Here is a 14,922-nt window from a genome sequence, read left to right as displayed (position 1 = left end):
CCGTTGCAGTCACGCCGACTTGGCCGAATCAGCGATATCCGCGCTGGCTCCGGCGGGCGCGGGCCTTCTCGATCTCGCGGATCCAGCGTTCGGAATCGCGCTGCGCGCGGCTGGTCCACCAGCTGGCGGCGCTGAACGCGATCACCGCGGCGCCGGTGATCAGGTCGTTCCACATCGCGGTGGCCGCGTCGGCGTAGCCCCCGGCGAACGGCGACAGCATCACCCAGGCCCCGACCACGGCGGTGATCGGAATCAGTCGCAGGGTGCCGGCCTTGTGCACGGCCCGGCCGTAGCCGAGCGCGACCAGGCTGAGCCCGGCGATGACCTCGCTCCAGCCCGCATACACCGCGGTGGCCGCGTGGTGGTCGAACAGCAGCGGCCCGGCGGTGAGCCAGACGCCGGCGAGAACGGTCAACTCGCTGGGTGTGTGACTCATCTCGGCGATCAACCGCCGCCCGCCACGAACCGGATGCCAGTGCCGCAGAGGTGGACTGAGGTGCACGATTCTCCCCCGTTCGGATGCCGGCGGCTGATGCCTGACGTGAGCTTGCCATGCGACGGCCCCTCGGACGGCCCGATTCCCCTCCATTCACATTCGGCTATCCAAGGGCCTATTGTGCATCGACCGAACTAAATATCCCCAGCACAGCAAGGAGTGACGAGCATGAACCGTCCCCTCATGCGCGCAGGCCTCCTGGCCACGGCCGTCGTGGCCGCCGGGCTCGCGGTCCCCGCCGCCGCCCTCGCCGCCTCCGTGTACTACGTCTCCCCGAGCGGCAGCGACAGCGCGGCCGGCACGTCGGCGGCGCCGTGGAAGACGATCGCGAAAGCGCAGACCGTCGTCGCGGCCGGTGACACCGTGTATTTCCGGGCCGGCACCTACAGCTACACCAGCGGCACGACCAGCTGCTCCAGCCAGACCGCGACCGTCGATGCGATCACGCTGAGCAAGAGCGGCACGTCGGGAGCGCCGATCACCTACGCCAACTATCCGGCCGAGAAAGTGCTCTTCGACTTCTCCGGAATGACCAGCAATTGCCGGATCAAGGGCTTCGACGTCACCGGCAGCTACCTGTACCTGCGCGGTTTCGAGATCAGCGGGGTGCGGCAGAACAACAGCCTCAACCACGAGTCGTGGGGCGTCTGGATCTCCGGGAGTTCCAACACGTTCGAGAAGCTGAACACGCACAACAACATGGGCCCCGGGCTGTTCATCGCCAGTGGCTCGAACAATCTCGTGCTGAACTCCGACTCGCACGACAACTACGACCCGTACAGCTCCAACGGGGCCGGGGAGAACGCCGACGGGTTCGGCGCGCACATCGGCGCCGGACGATCCGGGAACGTTTTCCGGGGCTGCCGGTCGTGGTGGAACTCGGACGACGGGTTCGACCTGATCAACGCGTATTCGCCGGTGACGATCGAGAACTCGTGGGCGTGGCGCAACGGTTACCTGCCGCAGACCACGACGGCGGCCGGGAACGGCGCGGGGTTCAAGGCCGGCGGGTACGGCGGGGTCTACGTCTCCGGCGGGGTGAAGCACACCGTGCGTACGTCGGTGGCGTTCCTCAATCGGGGGCAGGGCTTCTACGCCAACCACCACACGGTGGCCAACGATTATTTCAACAACACCAGTTACAGCAACGGCGTCGATTACGACATGCTCGGCATCAATTCCAGCGGTGCCGGGGTCGGGCTCGGAAATCTCCGGAACAACATCGCGTACGGCGGGACGCTCACCGCGAACCTGAGCGGCACGAGCGCGTCCTACAACTCGTGGAATCTGAGCGTCACCATGTCGAACTCGCAATTCCAGAGCGTCGCCACGACCGGCTGGAACGTCTCCCGGCAATCGGACGGCAGCCTGCCCGTCCTGCCCTATCTGCGCCTGGCGACCGGCAGCACCCTGATCGACAAGGGCACGAACGTCGGCCTGCCCTACAGCGGATCGGCCCCCGACCTGGGCGCGTTCGAGGCTTCCTGATCCGTCCGGTTTCCTCGCCCGATCACCTCTGTCGGCGACCGCGGGTGCGTTCGTAGTGTGGCGGCATGCCAGCTGTTCACGTCCTCGTACTGCCCGCGGTCAATCTGCTGGATCTGTCCGGTCCGGTGCAGGTTCTGCACACCGCGAATCTGCACGGCGGTCGGTACGAGATCGGTTTCGTGGCCCCGAACGCCGGCGAGCAGTCGGCGCAGGGCCTCGCTCTGGCCGGTCTCGGGCCGCTGCCGCCGGTCGCCGCCGGCGATCTCGTGCTCATTCCCGGCCCGGACCTCACCCGGCAATCAGAGATAAATCAAGAGACAATTGATTGGGTACGGAAATCCGCCGCGGCCGGGGCCGATCTCGTCTCGATCTGCACGGGCGCGATCGTGCTCGGCGACGCCGGGCTGCTCGACGGCCGGCACTGCACGAGTCACTGGAGCGTCATCGAGCCGATGCGGCTGCGGTACCCGTCGGCCAAGGTCGACGAATCGGTCCTGTTCGTCCGGGACGGTCCGGTGTCGACCAGCGCCGGGATCGCGTCCGGCATCGATCTGGCCCTGGCCGTCGTCGAGGAGGACCTGGGCCCCGCCGTGGCCGCGGCGGTGGCCCGGGAACTGGTGGTCTACGCCCGGCGCAACGGTTCGTCGGCGCCGCTGAGCCCGTTCCTGGATCGCCGTGATCATCTGGATCCGGTCGTGCACCGGGTTCAGCAGTTGCTGGCCGAGGACTTCGCCGCCGCGCACACGCTGACCGACCTGGCCCGGGCCGCGCACGTGTCGGTGCGGACGTTGACCAGCGCGTTCGTGGCGGCGACCGGGGTGACACCGCTGCAGTACCAGCAGGATCTGCGGATGGGGCACGCGGAGATGCTGCTGACGACGACGTCGCGGCCGGTCGAGGAGATCGCCCGGGACTGCGGGTATGCCGATGCCCGGCATTTCCGGCGGCTGTTCACCCATCGGCACGGGGTTCCGCCGCGCTCGTTCCGGAGCCGATGATGCGCCTCCTCCTGCGCGTTCTGCTGGCTCTCGCGGTGCCGTCCGCGCTGCTCGGCGCCGGGTTCATGGTCACCATGAGCCGAGACTTCTCGCCGCTGGGCGCCGCGGCGGAGCCCTCCGGCGTTCGAGATGCCCGGATGAATCAACTCAAGGTGGCAATCCTTCTCAGCCCGAACGGCTCGGTCGCCACCGACGTCCTCGGCCCCTACGACGTCCTCGCCGACTCCTCCCGATTCGACGTCTACACGGTCTCCACCTCTACGGATCCGGTCGCCCTGTCCGGCGGCCTCACCGCCCTCCCCGACTTCACGGTGACGACCGCCCCCACCCCGGACATCGTCGTGGTCCCGGCCTGGACCGATCCCGGCGGTGCCGACGAGGCCCCGCTGCGCGCCCTGATCGAGCACGTCCACGACACCGGCGGCCTGGTCGTCAGCGTCTGCGCGGGCGCCCGCGTCCTGGCCGCGACCGACGTTCTCGACGGGCGCCGCGCCACCTCGTTCTGGTCGGACATCCCGGGCCTGCGCACGTCGCACCGGGAAACCACCTGGCTGGCCGGCACCCGCTGGGTCGAGGACGGCGACGTGCTGACCACGGCCGGGGTGAGCTCCGGCATCCTCGGGGCGTTGCACCTGGTCGAGCGGTTCGCCGGCCCGGCCGAGGCGACCCGGATCGCCGACCGGATCAACTACCCGGACCAGACGTCCACGACGATCCCGGAGCGGCGGGTGTCGGCCGGCGACTACCCGTACGCGCTGAACGCGGTCCTGCCCTGGTTCCAGCCCACCTACGGGCTCGGCCTCACCGACGGCGTGACCGAGATCGACATCGCGGCGGCCGCGGAACTGTACGGCGGCGTGGCGTTCACCGCCCACGTCGTCCCGGTCGCCGCCACCCCGATCGTGACCACCGCGCACGGGTTGCGGCTGGTCGCGCACCCGATCGGCACGGTCTCCGGCCTGGACCGTCTCGTCGTCCCCGGGGTGACGTCGACCACGCTCGGCGGCGCCCCGCTCTTCCTGCCGCGGGCCGCCGCCCGGCCGGGCGACTCGGCGTTCGACCCGATCCTGCGTGACATCGCCCGCACCGACGGCCGGGCCACCGCCCGGACCGCGGCGAAGTACATCGAATACCCGACCCCCGAGCTGCCCGGCAGCGGGGTTCCGGGGCGGATCATCGTCCTGATCGGGCTGCTCACCGCTCTCGGCGTCGCCATCGGCGTCGGCCCTCGGAGACTTGTCGGTAACCGGTTACACAAGAGGCGGGCCGGCCTCGTCTACAGCAGTGGGGCAGGCGATCCACCCATCACCTGACCCGCGCGAGGAGACCGGGGCGTGCGACCGTGCGCCCCGGTCGCTTTGTCGGCGGGTCGCCCTTCCTCTCAGGGCAGCAGCGCGTTCAGGTCGGGCTTGCCGGTGAGCAGGCCGTCGGTGACGGCCAGGCCGGCCAGCGCCTCGACGGACGCGCGGTTCACCTCGGCCGGCCACTTGGGCAGGATCAGCGCCGCTCGCACGGTCGGATCGATCTTCGTGTACGTGCCGATCGCCTCCCGCACCTCGTCGGGGTGCCCGTCCGCGTACGCCAGGGATTTCTTCATGGCCGCGGTGAACCGCCGGACGAGATCCGGGTCGGCCGACGCCAGCTGATTCGAGGTGAAGTACATGGCGACGGTCAGGTCCGGCGCGGCGTCCACGTAGCTCGACGCGATCCTGCGGGCACCGGCCAGGACCGCGGCCTGCTGGAACGGCTCGACCACGAAGATCGCGTCGACCTGGCCGGACTCCAGCGCCGGGACCTGATCGGGGAAGGCCAGCTCGGTGAACCGGACCGCGGCCGCGTCGCCGCCGTCCTTGCGCACCGACGCCCGTACCGTCGTCTCGACGATGTTCTTCAACGTGTTCGCGGCGACCTTGCGACCCGCGAGATCTTTCGGAGACCTGATCGGGCTGTCGGCCTTGACGAACAGGCCGGCGAAATCCTGGCCGTCGACCCCGGTCGAATTGTTACCGTTGGCGACGACCTTGATCGGCAGTTTCTTCGACGCGGCGAGCAGCAGCGAGATCGTATTGCTGAAGCCGAACTGGTACTCCCCGCCGAGCACGGCCGGCACGATCGCCGCGCCGCCCTGGGCGGTGGTCAGTTCGAGGTCGATGTTCTCCTCCCGGAAGAAGCCCTTCAGCCGGCCGACGTAGATCGGCGCGACGTCGACGATGGCGATGACCCCGGCTTTCACCTTGTCGGGCGGCCCGGAGGCGCCGGGCGCGGGATCGCCGGGATCACCGCAGGCGGCGAGCAGAAGAATCGTCGCGGTCAACGCCGCGGTCAGCCGGAATCGAGGCATTTCGGGAACCCCATTCGTCGGTTTCCCGCAAAGTAGGCCAGCGATTCGCGTCCGTCAATGATCAGTGGCGGATGATTTCTTCCTCTTCGGCTTGCGGGCCTTCGGCCGGAATTGCTCGGCCCGAGCGGCCAGGGCCTCGATCAATTTGTCGAGCACACCGGGGAACGGGGACGCGGTGATCTGCGTCAGGTGATCACGGACGGCGGCCAGGTTGGGGTATTCCTTGGCCGGGAACGTCGCATACGTCTCGGCCAGCGCCTCCATGTCGGCCTCCTCCTGACCGGGCGCGAGCTCGATCGCGTCCATCGCGGCCAGCGCGAGGACCGCATCGATGAAGTCCCGGAAGTTCTGGACGGCCTCGGCCGGCGGGAACCCGGCGCGCAGCAGCAGGCCGATGCCGATGTCGTCGGCGCGCAGCTCGTTGGGCCCGGCGGTGAACCGGATGGCCCGCAGCTGGGCCAGGCGCGGGTGCCGCAGCATCGAGTCGTGCACGCCGCGGCCCATCTCGCGCAGCGCCTCCTGCCAGTCCGACCCGGTGTCGAAGTCGGCCAGGGTCTCGCTGATCAGCCGGTCGGCGATCGCGATCAGTAGCGCGTCCATGTCCCGGAAGTACCGATAGATGGCCGAAGGGTCGGCCCCCAGTTCGACCCCGAGGCGACGCACCGTGAGCGCGTTGCCGCCGGGCGCCTCGATCAGCCGCAACGCGACATCGATGATCATCGAGGATTCCAGGACCACGCCGCTGCGCGTGGGCCGTCGCCGGACCCGGTCGGAACCGCCTCGCGTCGTCGTCACTTCGAGCCTCCTTATGTCAACGCGTTGACCTACTTATGTCAACGCATTGACCTAAGCGTACCGGACACGGTTACCTATGGCCCTGACCAGGGAGGATCAGCATGCAGGCGGACACACCGGCCTACGACCTAGACATCCGGACCGACGAGAAGCGGATCCGTGCCGCGCTCAACGACGCCGCCCGGACCCCGTTCTGGCTCGAGGATCCCGGTCGTCCCACCCCGCAGCCCGCCCTCATCGGCGCCATCGACACCGATCTCCTGATCATCGGCGGCGGTTACTGCGGGTTGTGGACCGCGCTGCAGGCCAAGGAGAACGACCCCGGCCGCGACGTCGTCCTCGTCGAGGGCAAGGAGATCGGCTGGGCGGCCAGCGGCCGCAACGGCGGATTCGTCGAGGCCAGCCTCACCCACGGCCCGGAGAACGGCGCCCGCAACTTCGCCGGTGACGTCGGCGTGCTCGACGCCCTGGCCGAGGAGAACTTCGCCGGCTTCCGCGACTCGCTGATCAAACACGGCATCGACGCCGAGTGGCACGAGGAGGGCGCCCTCGACGTCGCCACCGAACGTCACCAGATCGACGAGCTGCGCGAGATCCCGGGTCGCTTCTACGACCAGGACGAACTCGCCTCACTCGTCCGGTCGCCGCTGTACCGGGCCGGTGTGCTCCGCGAGACCGGCGCCGCGCTGGTGCACCCGGCCAAACTGGCCTGGGGCCTCAAGGAGGCGTGCCGCAAACTGGGCGTACGCATCTACGAGCACACCCCGGTGACCCGCCTCGCCGATCGGGGCCGCACGGTCCGCGCCACCACCGACATGGGCACCATCCGGGCCCGCAAGGTGGTGCTGGCCACCAACGGCTTCCCGTCGCTGCTGCGCCGCAACCGGTACCTGACCATCCCGATCTACGACTACGCCCTGATGTCCGAGCCGCTCACCGCCGCCCAGCTCGACGAGATCGGCTGGCACGGCAACTTCGGCATCGGCGACAGCTCGCGGCAGTTCCACTACTACCGCAAGACCGCCGACAACCGGATCCTGTGGGGCGGCTGGGACGCGGTCTACCACCGCGGCGGTGGCATCCGCCCCGAGTTCGACCAGAACCCGGAGACGTTCGCCCGCCTGGCCGACCACTTCCTGCGCACGTTCCCGCAGCTCGGCGACATCAAGTTCACCCACGCGTGGGGCGGCATGATCGACATGTCGACCCAGCTGGCCGCGTTCCAGGGCCTGGCCATGGGCGGCAAGGTCGCCTACAGCAGCGGTTTCACCGGCCTCGGGGTGGCCGCCACCCGCTTCGCCGGCACGGTCATGCTGGACCTGCTGGCCGGGTTGGACAACCCCCGCACCCGCCTGCAGATGGCCACCAGACGCCCGCTGCCCATCCCGCCGGAACCCATCGCCTACCCCGCCGTCCAGGTGATCCGGCGGGCCATCGCCCGCGCCGACCGCAACGGCGGCCGGGACGGCGTGATCCTCAAGACGGCCAACCTGCTCGGCTTCTCCTTCGACTCCTGATCCCTTCCGGTCACGGTCCGGCGGTCCTCCCGCCGGACCGTTTCCTTTTGCCCCGGTACGGCGATCCGCCGGAGCCGGCCCAGGGCAACTCGACCCCGGAGCGCAGACGGCGCCCGGCCCACCCCGGATCCGAAATCCCGGCAGACCACCACATTCGCCTCGATCAATTTCCCGGCGTTGACCGTCGCAAATGGACGACCATAGGCTGCTGATCATTTCTTGCGTTCTTCCCGGGAAGAGGACGAGCACACGATGCGAATTCCGAGACCCCTGTACCTGGCGATCACCTTGATCACCGTCCTGACTCCGGTGCCCGCGGGCGCCCATCCGGCCCACCCCGATTGCAGCAGCGACCCGACCGCCCATATGAGCACGGTGCCGAGTCCGGAGACGTTCCTCGGTTTCCCGCTCGGCCTGGGCCAGCAGCGGGTGGTCACCAACACCGAGATCCGCGGCTATCTGAACGCGGTCGACAAGGCCTCCGACCGGGTGGTCACCGGCACGATGGGCACCAGCGTGCTCGGCCAGCCGTTGAATTACGCCGTGGTCGCGAAGCAGCGGACCGACGTGGACGAGGTCGCGGCCGAGATCCGCAGCCTGCGGGATCCGCGGACGTTGTCGGCCGACCGGGCTCGCCGGATCGCGGCCGGGAAGCCGGCCATCGTCTGGATCGCCGGCAATGTGCACGGCGGTGAGACGAGCGGCGCCGACGCGTCCCTGAAGACCTTGTACGAGTTGGCCGCGGGCCTGTCCTGCGCGGTTCAGCAGCGCAACGACAACCTGGTCACGGTCATTCTGCCGACGCAGAACCCGGACGGGCGGGACGCGCTGCGACGGCAGAACGAGTACGGCTTCGACCTGAACCGTGACTGGTTCGCGCGCACCCAGCCGGAGACGGACAGCAAGCTCGATCTGTTGCGCCGGTTCCCGCCGCAGGTGTTCATCGACGCCCACGAGATGGGCGGCCAGCGGTATTTCTTCCCGCCCAACGCCGACCCGATCCACCACGAGATCGCGGATGCCCCGGTCGACTGGATCAACCGGATCGGTGCGGCCAACAAGGCCGCGTTCGGTTACAACGGCGCCTGCTCGGACACGGTCTCGACCGAGTGCTATTTCAACTACGACACCTACGACCTGTTCTACATGGGTTATGGCGACACGGTTCCGGCGACCGGGTTCGGGGCGGCCGGGATGACGTACGAGAAGGGCAGTGCCTCGGCCGTTCAGGACCGGGTCCAGCAGCAGTTCACCACCCAGTGGGCGACGCTCGGGTGGGCCGCGGCCAACAAGCGCGAGGTGTTGACCGGGTATTACAAGACCTGGACGGATGCGCTGAAGGAGGGCCGGGCCGGCACGCTCGAACCGAACGAGGTCGTGCAGCCGGAGAACACGGTCCAGTTCCCGGTGCCCGACATCACGATCAAGTCCTACTTCCTGATGCCGAACCGCCAGGTCGGCGACGTCCGGCGCCTGGTCGAGCGTCTGCGGAAGATGGACGTCGAGGTCTATGAGATCAAGAAGCCGATCACGGTACGGAACGCGCACGTCTTCGGCGGCCGGACCGCCAGGAACGTCGCCGTGCCGGCCGGGGCGTACTGGATCCCGATGGAGCAGCCGCAGAAGCACTGGATCCAGGCGACCCTGGGCGAGGACCCGTACGTGCCGTTCCCGTACTTCTACGACGTCTCCTCGTGGAGCAACCCGCTCCTGATGGGCATCGACACGATCTACACCGGTGACGCCGTACGCCCGAAGGCCGATCCTGTCCGGAACATCGAGGGTGGGCGTTCCGGGACCGCGAGGCGCGGCGGCTCGTACACCTATCCCCTGGACTCGGCGTCGGCCGCGCAGCTCACGTTCCGCCTGCTCGGTCTGGGCGCCGCGATCGTGCGCGACAACGGCCTGGTCCGCGTCCCCCCGGCCGCCGTCACCCCGGCCGTCGACCGGCTCGCGCGATCCCTGGGCGTCACGCTGTCCCCATCATCAAAACCCGCTTCGGGTACGGCGGTGGCCCGCCCCGACGTCGGACTGTTCCGCGGCACCGGCATCACCACCACGTCCGGGTCCTACGGTGAGGCCCGGTTCGTGCTCGGCAACCAGTGGGGGCTGAACCTGACCCCGGTCACCACCGCCGACATCAACGACAACACGCCCGCGTTCACCGCCCGCACCGTGCTGCTGGTGCCGGACGGCAGCAACGCGACCGGGGGTCTCACCGCCGCCGGGCAGGCCAACCTGCGGAACTGGATCGCGCAGGGGCACACGTACGTCGGGCTGCGCAACGAGGGCACGCGCCTGGCCCGCGCCGCCGGCCTGACCTCGACCACGGAGAAGGCGAAACCGGCCGACTACCTGGTGATCGGCTCGCACCTGCGGGTCGACGTGGACACCACCAGCCCGGTCGCGACCGGCCGCCCGGCCGAGGACTTCCAGTTCAACAACGGCGACCCGATCCTGACGCCGAGCACGACCGGGACGAACGTGGTCACGTACCCGAGCGACGACACGTTCTGGCACAACGGCTACACGGTGCAGGCCGACACGCTCAAGGGCTCGTCGGTCGTGGTCGACGAGCCGACCGGGGCCGGGCACGCGGTGCTGTTCGCGTTCAACCCGCTGTTCCGGGCGTACAACGAGAACGGCATCGAGCTGGTCGCCAACGCCCTGCTCCACCCGGCCGGTCCCGCCGCGCTCCAGCGTTCGGCGAGTCCGGACGCGGCCCGCGCGGCCGCCGCGGCCCAGCCGGTCGCGCCCGACCTGGGTGGCGAGTGGCGGCCCATCCGTATCCAGGTCGCGACCGCTGATCTGGCCCGCACCCGGTCCGTGATCAGCCGGTACACGACCACGGCGACGTCCGCGGTCGTGGGCGATTCGGCGTACCTCACGATCCCGAACCCGGAGGGGCTGCAGGCGGACGAACACCCGTACCTCCGGGATCTGGTCTCTGCCCTGAAGAGCACCGGAATCCCGTTGCGCTCGGTCGTCGGCTGACCCCCGGCCGTTCTCACCGTCTTTCCGAGTAAGCGTCGGCGACCGCGCGGAAGGCTACTTCGGTGACCGATTCCGGTCACCGAAGGGCCCGGGCTCGGTCGCCGACCTACCCGGCCGTCACCGTGAACCCGACCTGAGCCGGACACCGGAGCCGCCGCCTCCCGGCTGGGCCGGGCCGGCGGCCCAGGCGTGCCAGGCGGTGACCGTGATGCGCAGGAACGGGCCGGGTGGCGGCTGCACCGTGTACTGCGGGTAGCGGGCCAGCAGGGCCGGCTCGGGCTCGTCGCCGATCGTGGCGTGGCCGTCGGCGCGGACCCACCAGAGCTGGGTCCAGTCGTCGTCGTAGAAGTCGGCGAGGACGCTGACGCGCGGCTCGTGGGCGATGTTGGCCAGGCGCTGAAGGTTGCGGTGGCGTTTCGGCTTGCCGTCCACGGCGGTGTGGATCACGTCGCCGGCCAGCGCGAACACGATGGGCACCAGATGCGGGGCGCCGTCCGGGGTGACCGTGGCCAGGCGGGCCACCCGTACGCTCGCGAAGCGTTCTTGCGGGGTCATCGCCGCTCGGCCTCTTCCTCGGCCGATCGGGTGCTCCGAGGGGCCGGCTCGGGGGCCGACAACGAAGCCAGGAGCTGCAGTTTCTCGGCGGCGTCGGTGCCCGTGTCGGGGTGGTAGACGACCAGGAGCTGCCCGCCGGCACCGCCGATCATGAGTTTCTCGCGGTTGAGGGTCAGGGCGCCGACCGACGGGTGGTCCATGGTGACCGTGGCGCCCTCGCGGGTCTGCACGTCGTGCCGGGCCCAGAGCTGCCGGAATCGGTCACTGGCCAGGGAGAGCTCGCCGACCAGCTCGATGCAGCGCGGATCGGTGGTGCCGGTGCCGACGGATTCCCGGAAGCCGGCGACCAGGCGGCGACCGGCCTCTTCCCAGCCGGGGTAGAGGGCCTGCTCGGCCGGGTCGAGGAAGACGTCCCGCAGGCGGTTACGGCCCGGGACCAGGCGTGGTGACAGGGCGGTGGCCAGCGGGTTCACCGCCAGGACGTCGAAGTACCGCCCCTCGACGAAGGCCGGCAGGGGCAGCGTGGCCAGCAGTTTGCGGATGCCGGCCGGGGCGGTCTCGCGGCGCGGGCGCCGGGCGGCCCGCCGGGGGCGTTCGGTACCGAGGCTCAGCAGGTAGTCGGTGCCGGTGTCGTCCAGCTGGAGCACGCGGGCCAGCGACTGGAGGACCTGGGCCGACGGGTGCCGGTCGCGCCCCTGCTCCAGGCGCAGGTAGTAGTCGGCGCTGATGCCGGCGAGCAGCGCGACCTCCTCACGGCGCAGGCCCCGGACGCGGCGCTGCCCGGAGCTCGTCAGACCGGCCGATTCCGGGCTGACGAGCTCACGACGGGCCCGCAGGTAGGCGCCGAGGGCGTTGATCTCGTCGGTCATGCTTCCGACGTTAGGCCGCTCCCGGCCGATCCGCCTGGCCCTGCCGGTCCCAGTCTCCGGGCCGGGGTCACTCCACGATCGAGAACGTGTGCGTGGTGGTGGACGCATACGTCTCGCCCGGGCGCAGGACGGTGGACGGGAAGTCGGGCCGGTTGGGGCTGTCCGGGAAATGCTGTGTCTCCAGGGCGAACGCGTCGCTCTGGCGGTACCGGCGACCGGACGGGCCGCGCAGCTTCCCGTCGAGGAAGTTGCCGGAGTAGAACTGCAGGCCCGGCTCGGTCGTCTCGATGGTCAGCCGGCGACCGGTCCGCGGGTCACGCACCTCGGCCGCCTCCGAGCCGGCCAGCACGTAGTTGTGGTCGTACCCGAGACCGACGGCCAGCTGCGGGTCGTCGTCGCGCAGGCGCTCGCCGATGGTGTGGAACGTCCGGAAGTCGAACGGCGTGCCGGCCACCGGCGCCGGCTCACCGGTCGGGATCAGCGCGCCGTCGACCGGCAGGTAGTGCTCCGCGTTGATCCGCAGCTCATGGTCGTTGATCGTGCCGCTGCCCTCGCCGGCCAGGTTCCAGTAGGCGTGGTTGGTCAGGTTGAGCACGGTGACCTGGTCGGTGGTCGCCGTGTAGTCGATCCGCAGCCGGTACTCGTCGTCGAAGGTGAAGGTCACGGCCACGTCGACCGTGCCCGGGAAGCCTTCTTCACCATCCGGCGAGACGTACGCGAAGCGGACCCCGTCCCCGGCGGCCGAGGCGGACCAGACGCGCTTGTCGAGCCCGCGCGCCCCGCCGTGCAGCGTGGTCGACCCCTCGTTCTGGGTCACCTTCCAGGCCTGCCCGTCGAGCGTGAACGTCCCGTCGGCGATCCGGTTGCCGTACCGGCCGATCGTCGAGCCGAAGTACGGGTTGGCCGGGTCGGTGTATCCGGCCAGGTCGGTGAAGCCGAGCGTCACGTTGCCGAGGTTCCCGTCCCGGTCCGGGACCGACACCGACTGGATCGTCGCGCCCCAGGTGAGGATCGACACCGACGCCCCGCCCGCGTTGGTGAGCGTCCACTTCTCGATCACGGTGCCGTCGGGCAGTTCACCGAACGGAGTGCTGTCGATACTCGTCATGATCCCCGTTCTACGCTGGTGGCCGATCCCTGACAACGGAGGCCCACCATGCGCGCACTGGTCTTGACCGGACCCGGCCGGGCCGAGGTCCAGGACGTACCGGAGCCGGAGGCGGGCCCCGGCCAGGTGATCGTCGAGGTGGAGCGGGTCGGGGTGTGCGGCACCGACGTCGAGTTGTTCACCGGCGACATGAGCTACCTGCACACCGGGGTGGCCTCCTATCCGCTGCGGCCCGGCCACGAGTGGTCCGGCACGGTGATCGCCACCGGTCACGGCGCCGACCGGAGCTGGCTCGGGCGGCGGGTCACCGGCGACACGATGATCGGCTGCGGTGCGTGCGCGCGCTGCCGCGCGGGCCGGCACCACGTCTGCCCGACCCGGCACGAGTTGGGCTGCCGCGACGGGTTGCCGGGCGCCCTGGCCGAGCGGCTGGCGTTCCCGGCGGCGTATCTGCACGCGCTGCCCGACACGGTCGACGCGACGCTGGGCGCGCTGGTCGAGCCGGGCGGGAACGCGCTGCGGGCGGTCCGGGCCGCTGCGGTGGCACCGGGCGAGCGGCTGCTGATCCTCGGCACGGGCACGATCGGGCTGCTCGCGGCCATGTTCGGTCAGGCCCAGGGCGCCGAGGTGCACCTGCTCGGGCTCACCCCGGAGCCGCTGGCCGGTGCGCCGGTCTGGACCCGGGACACGCTTCCCGGGCTGGCCTGGGACGGGATCGTCGACGCGACGAACGCGGCGATCATGCCCGGTCTCGCCGTCGAGCTGGTGGAGCCGGGGCGCACAGTGGTCTATATCGGACTGTCCGGGGCGCCGAGCATGGTCGACACGCGCGCGATCGTGCTGAAGGACGTGACCACGGTCGGGATTCTCGGGGCGTCGGCCGGCCTGGCCGGGGCGATCGCGGCGTACGCGGAGGGTGCGGCCGACCCGCGCGCGCTGGTCGCCGGGGTGGTGAGCCTGGAGGAGATCGTCGACGTGCTGGCCGGCAAGCGCCCGGCCGGTTCGGGTACCGGCCCCAAGTTCCAGGCGGATCCACGGCTCTAGGTTCGCCGGACATCGGCACCGCGACCCGGCCGAAAACGTTACCGGGTTACAAGTTTAACCAGGTGATAGAGTCGTCGGGTGGGCGAACAGGGACTGCGGGAGCTGAAGAAGCAGCGGACGTTCGACACCGTCTCCGAGATCGCCATCGCCATGTTCCTGGCCCAGGGCTTCGACCGGGTGTCGGTGAACGACATCGCGGCCGCCGCCGAGATCTCCAAGCCCACCCTGTTCCGGTACTTCCCGTCCAAGGAGGACCTGGTCCTGCACCGGATCGCCGACCACGCGGGCGAGCCGGCGCGCGTCGTCACCGCCCGGCCCGCGGGCCGGTCACCGGTCGACGCGTTGCATCGCCGCTTCCTGGACGGCCTGGACGCCCGCGATCCGGTGACCGGGCTCAACGACGTACCGGAGATCCTGGCTTTTCATGATCTTGTATTTTCGACGCCCAGCCTGGCCACGCGGGTGCACGAGTATCAGGCGCGCGACGAGGAGAGCCTGGCCGAGGCGCTGATCCCGGCCGTCGCGGACGCACTCACCGCGCGTCTGGCGGCGGCGCAGATCCTGGCCGTCCAGCGGGTCCTGGCCCGGGAGAACTGGCGGCGGCTGACCGCCGGCGCGTCGGCCGACGCGCTGCTCCCGACCGCTATCGAGGCCGCGAACCGAGCGTTCGCCCAGCTCCGCAGCGGCATCACGATCGGCTGAGCGCCCGTTTGCAAG

13 protein-coding genes are annotated in these 14,922 nt (G+C 70.0%); 7 read left to right on the top strand and 6 right to left on the bottom strand.

The window, feature by feature from the left end; translation table 11 throughout:
- Positions 1-28: 28 nt before the first annotated feature.
- Entirely contained in the window at positions 29-436 is a 408-nt protein-coding gene (locus ACSHV8_RS07655; protein ID WP_436530789.1) for an SPW repeat protein, read from the bottom strand.
- A 228-nt stretch (positions 437-664) separates the two neighbouring features.
- On the opposite strand from ACSHV8_RS07655, the gene ACSHV8_RS07650 reads away from it, so the two are divergent.
- From ACSHV8_RS07650 to ACSHV8_RS07640, 3 genes are all read left to right on the top strand, one after another.
- Complete coding sequence (locus ACSHV8_RS07650; RefSeq protein WP_436530787.1) at positions 665-1,984, top strand: right-handed parallel beta-helix repeat-containing protein; 1,320 nt, start codon at positions 665-667, stop codon at positions 1,982-1,984.
- Positions 1,985-2,049: 65 nt separating this feature from the next.
- The gene (locus ACSHV8_RS07645) at positions 2,050-2,982 is read left to right on the top strand and encodes a GlxA family transcriptional regulator (RefSeq protein ID WP_436530785.1); all 933 of its coding nucleotides are present in this window, start codon (positions 2,050-2,052) and stop codon (positions 2,980-2,982) included.
- Positions 2,979-4,295 (top strand): DJ-1/PfpI family protein, encoded by a 1,317-nt coding sequence (locus ACSHV8_RS07640; protein ID WP_436530783.1) that lies wholly within the window; start codon positions 2,979-2,981, stop codon positions 4,293-4,295. Before ACSHV8_RS07645 ends, ACSHV8_RS07640 begins: the two co-directional genes overlap by 4 nt.
- A 68-nt stretch (positions 4,296-4,363) precedes the next feature.
- Here ACSHV8_RS07640 and ACSHV8_RS07635 read toward each other — a convergent pair whose 3' ends face one another.
- On the bottom strand, positions 4,364-5,323 hold the full coding sequence (locus ACSHV8_RS07635; protein WP_436530781.1) for an ABC transporter substrate-binding protein: 960 nt from the start codon (positions 5,321-5,323) through the stop codon (positions 4,364-4,366).
- Positions 5,324-5,377: 54 nt separating this feature from the next.
- Positions 5,378-6,118: a TetR/AcrR family transcriptional regulator gene (locus ACSHV8_RS07630; protein WP_436530780.1), complete on the bottom strand. Its 741-nt coding sequence runs from the start codon at positions 6,116-6,118 to the stop codon at positions 5,378-5,380.
- Between the two features lie 101 nt (positions 6,119-6,219).
- Here ACSHV8_RS07630 and ACSHV8_RS07625 point away from each other — a divergent pair, with 101 nt between their 5' ends.
- The gene (locus ACSHV8_RS07625; RefSeq protein WP_436530778.1) at positions 6,220-7,635 is read left to right on the top strand and encodes an NAD(P)/FAD-dependent oxidoreductase; all 1,416 of its coding nucleotides are present in this window, start codon (positions 6,220-6,222) and stop codon (positions 7,633-7,635) included.
- Between the two features lie 252 nt (positions 7,636-7,887).
- Positions 7,888-10,629, top strand: coding sequence for a M14 family zinc carboxypeptidase (locus tag ACSHV8_RS07620; protein WP_436530776.1), 2,742 nt, complete (start codon positions 7,888-7,890; stop codon positions 10,627-10,629).
- 117 nt (positions 10,630-10,746) lie between these two features.
- Here the strand turns inward: ACSHV8_RS07620 and ACSHV8_RS07615 are convergent, their stop codons facing one another.
- From ACSHV8_RS07615 to ACSHV8_RS07605, 3 genes are all read right to left on the bottom strand, one after another.
- Positions 10,747-11,184 (bottom strand): TIGR03668 family PPOX class F420-dependent oxidoreductase, encoded by a 438-nt coding sequence (locus ACSHV8_RS07615; protein WP_436530774.1) that lies wholly within the window; start codon positions 11,182-11,184, stop codon positions 10,747-10,749.
- A complete protein-coding gene (locus ACSHV8_RS07610) occupies positions 11,181-12,053 on the bottom strand; it encodes a helix-turn-helix domain-containing protein (RefSeq protein ID WP_436530772.1) in 873 nt (290 codons plus the stop codon). Before ACSHV8_RS07610 ends, ACSHV8_RS07615 begins: the two co-directional genes overlap by 4 nt.
- Positions 12,054-12,120: 67 nt before the next feature.
- Entirely contained in the window at positions 12,121-13,161 is a 1,041-nt protein-coding gene (locus tag ACSHV8_RS07605) for an aldose epimerase family protein (protein ID WP_436530770.1), read from the bottom strand.
- A 48-nt stretch (positions 13,162-13,209) separates the two neighbouring features.
- Here ACSHV8_RS07605 and ACSHV8_RS07600 point away from each other — a divergent pair, with 48 nt between their 5' ends.
- Together ACSHV8_RS07600 and ACSHV8_RS07595 are read left to right on the top strand one after the other, a co-directional pair.
- Positions 13,210-14,205 (top strand): zinc-dependent alcohol dehydrogenase, encoded by a 996-nt coding sequence (locus ACSHV8_RS07600; RefSeq protein WP_436530768.1) that lies wholly within the window; start codon positions 13,210-13,212, stop codon positions 14,203-14,205.
- Positions 14,206-14,283: 78 nt separating this feature from the next.
- On the top strand, positions 14,284-14,907 hold the full coding sequence (locus ACSHV8_RS07595; RefSeq protein WP_436530766.1) for a TetR family transcriptional regulator: 624 nt from the start codon (positions 14,284-14,286) through the stop codon (positions 14,905-14,907).
- Positions 14,908-14,922 lie beyond the last annotated feature (15 nt).

The organism is Actinoplanes sp. HUAS TT8 (assembly GCF_051380535.1).
Classification (GTDB): domain Bacteria; phylum Actinomycetota; class Actinomycetes; order Mycobacteriales; family Micromonosporaceae; genus Actinoplanes.
Note: the sequence above shows the minus strand (reverse complement) of the source record. Positions and strands in the feature narration are given on the sequence as shown.

Excerpts from the sequence above, each read along its gene's own strand:
- ACSHV8_RS07610 (WP_436530772.1), bottom strand. The coding sequence starts at position 12,053 with ATGACCGACGAGATCAACGCCCTCGGCGCCTACCTGCGGGCCCGTCGT.
- ACSHV8_RS07615 (WP_436530774.1), bottom strand. The coding sequence starts at position 11,184 with ATGACCCCGCAAGAACGCTTCGCGAGCGTACGGGTGGCCCGCCTGGCC.
- ACSHV8_RS07645 (WP_436530785.1), top strand. The coding sequence starts at position 2,050 with ATGCCAGCTGTTCACGTCCTCGTACTGCCCGCGGTCAATCTGCTGGAT.
- ACSHV8_RS07640 (WP_436530783.1), top strand. The coding sequence starts at position 2,979 with ATGATGCGCCTCCTCCTGCGCGTTCTGCTGGCTCTCGCGGTGCCGTCC.
- ACSHV8_RS07655 (WP_436530789.1), bottom strand. The coding sequence starts at position 436 with ATGAGTCACACACCCAGCGAGTTGACCGTTCTCGCCGGCGTCTGGCTC.
- ACSHV8_RS07605 (WP_436530770.1), bottom strand. The coding sequence starts at position 13,161 with ATGACGAGTATCGACAGCACTCCGTTCGGTGAACTGCCCGACGGCACC.
- ACSHV8_RS07620 (WP_436530776.1), top strand. The coding sequence starts at position 7,888 with ATGCGAATTCCGAGACCCCTGTACCTGGCGATCACCTTGATCACCGTC.
- ACSHV8_RS07600 (WP_436530768.1), top strand. The coding sequence starts at position 13,210 with ATGCGCGCACTGGTCTTGACCGGACCCGGCCGGGCCGAGGTCCAGGAC.
- ACSHV8_RS07635 (WP_436530781.1), bottom strand. The coding sequence starts at position 5,323 with ATGCCTCGATTCCGGCTGACCGCGGCGTTGACCGCGACGATTCTTCTG.
- ACSHV8_RS07625 (WP_436530778.1), top strand. The coding sequence starts at position 6,220 with ATGCAGGCGGACACACCGGCCTACGACCTAGACATCCGGACCGACGAG.
- ACSHV8_RS07650 (WP_436530787.1), top strand. The coding sequence starts at position 665 with ATGAACCGTCCCCTCATGCGCGCAGGCCTCCTGGCCACGGCCGTCGTG.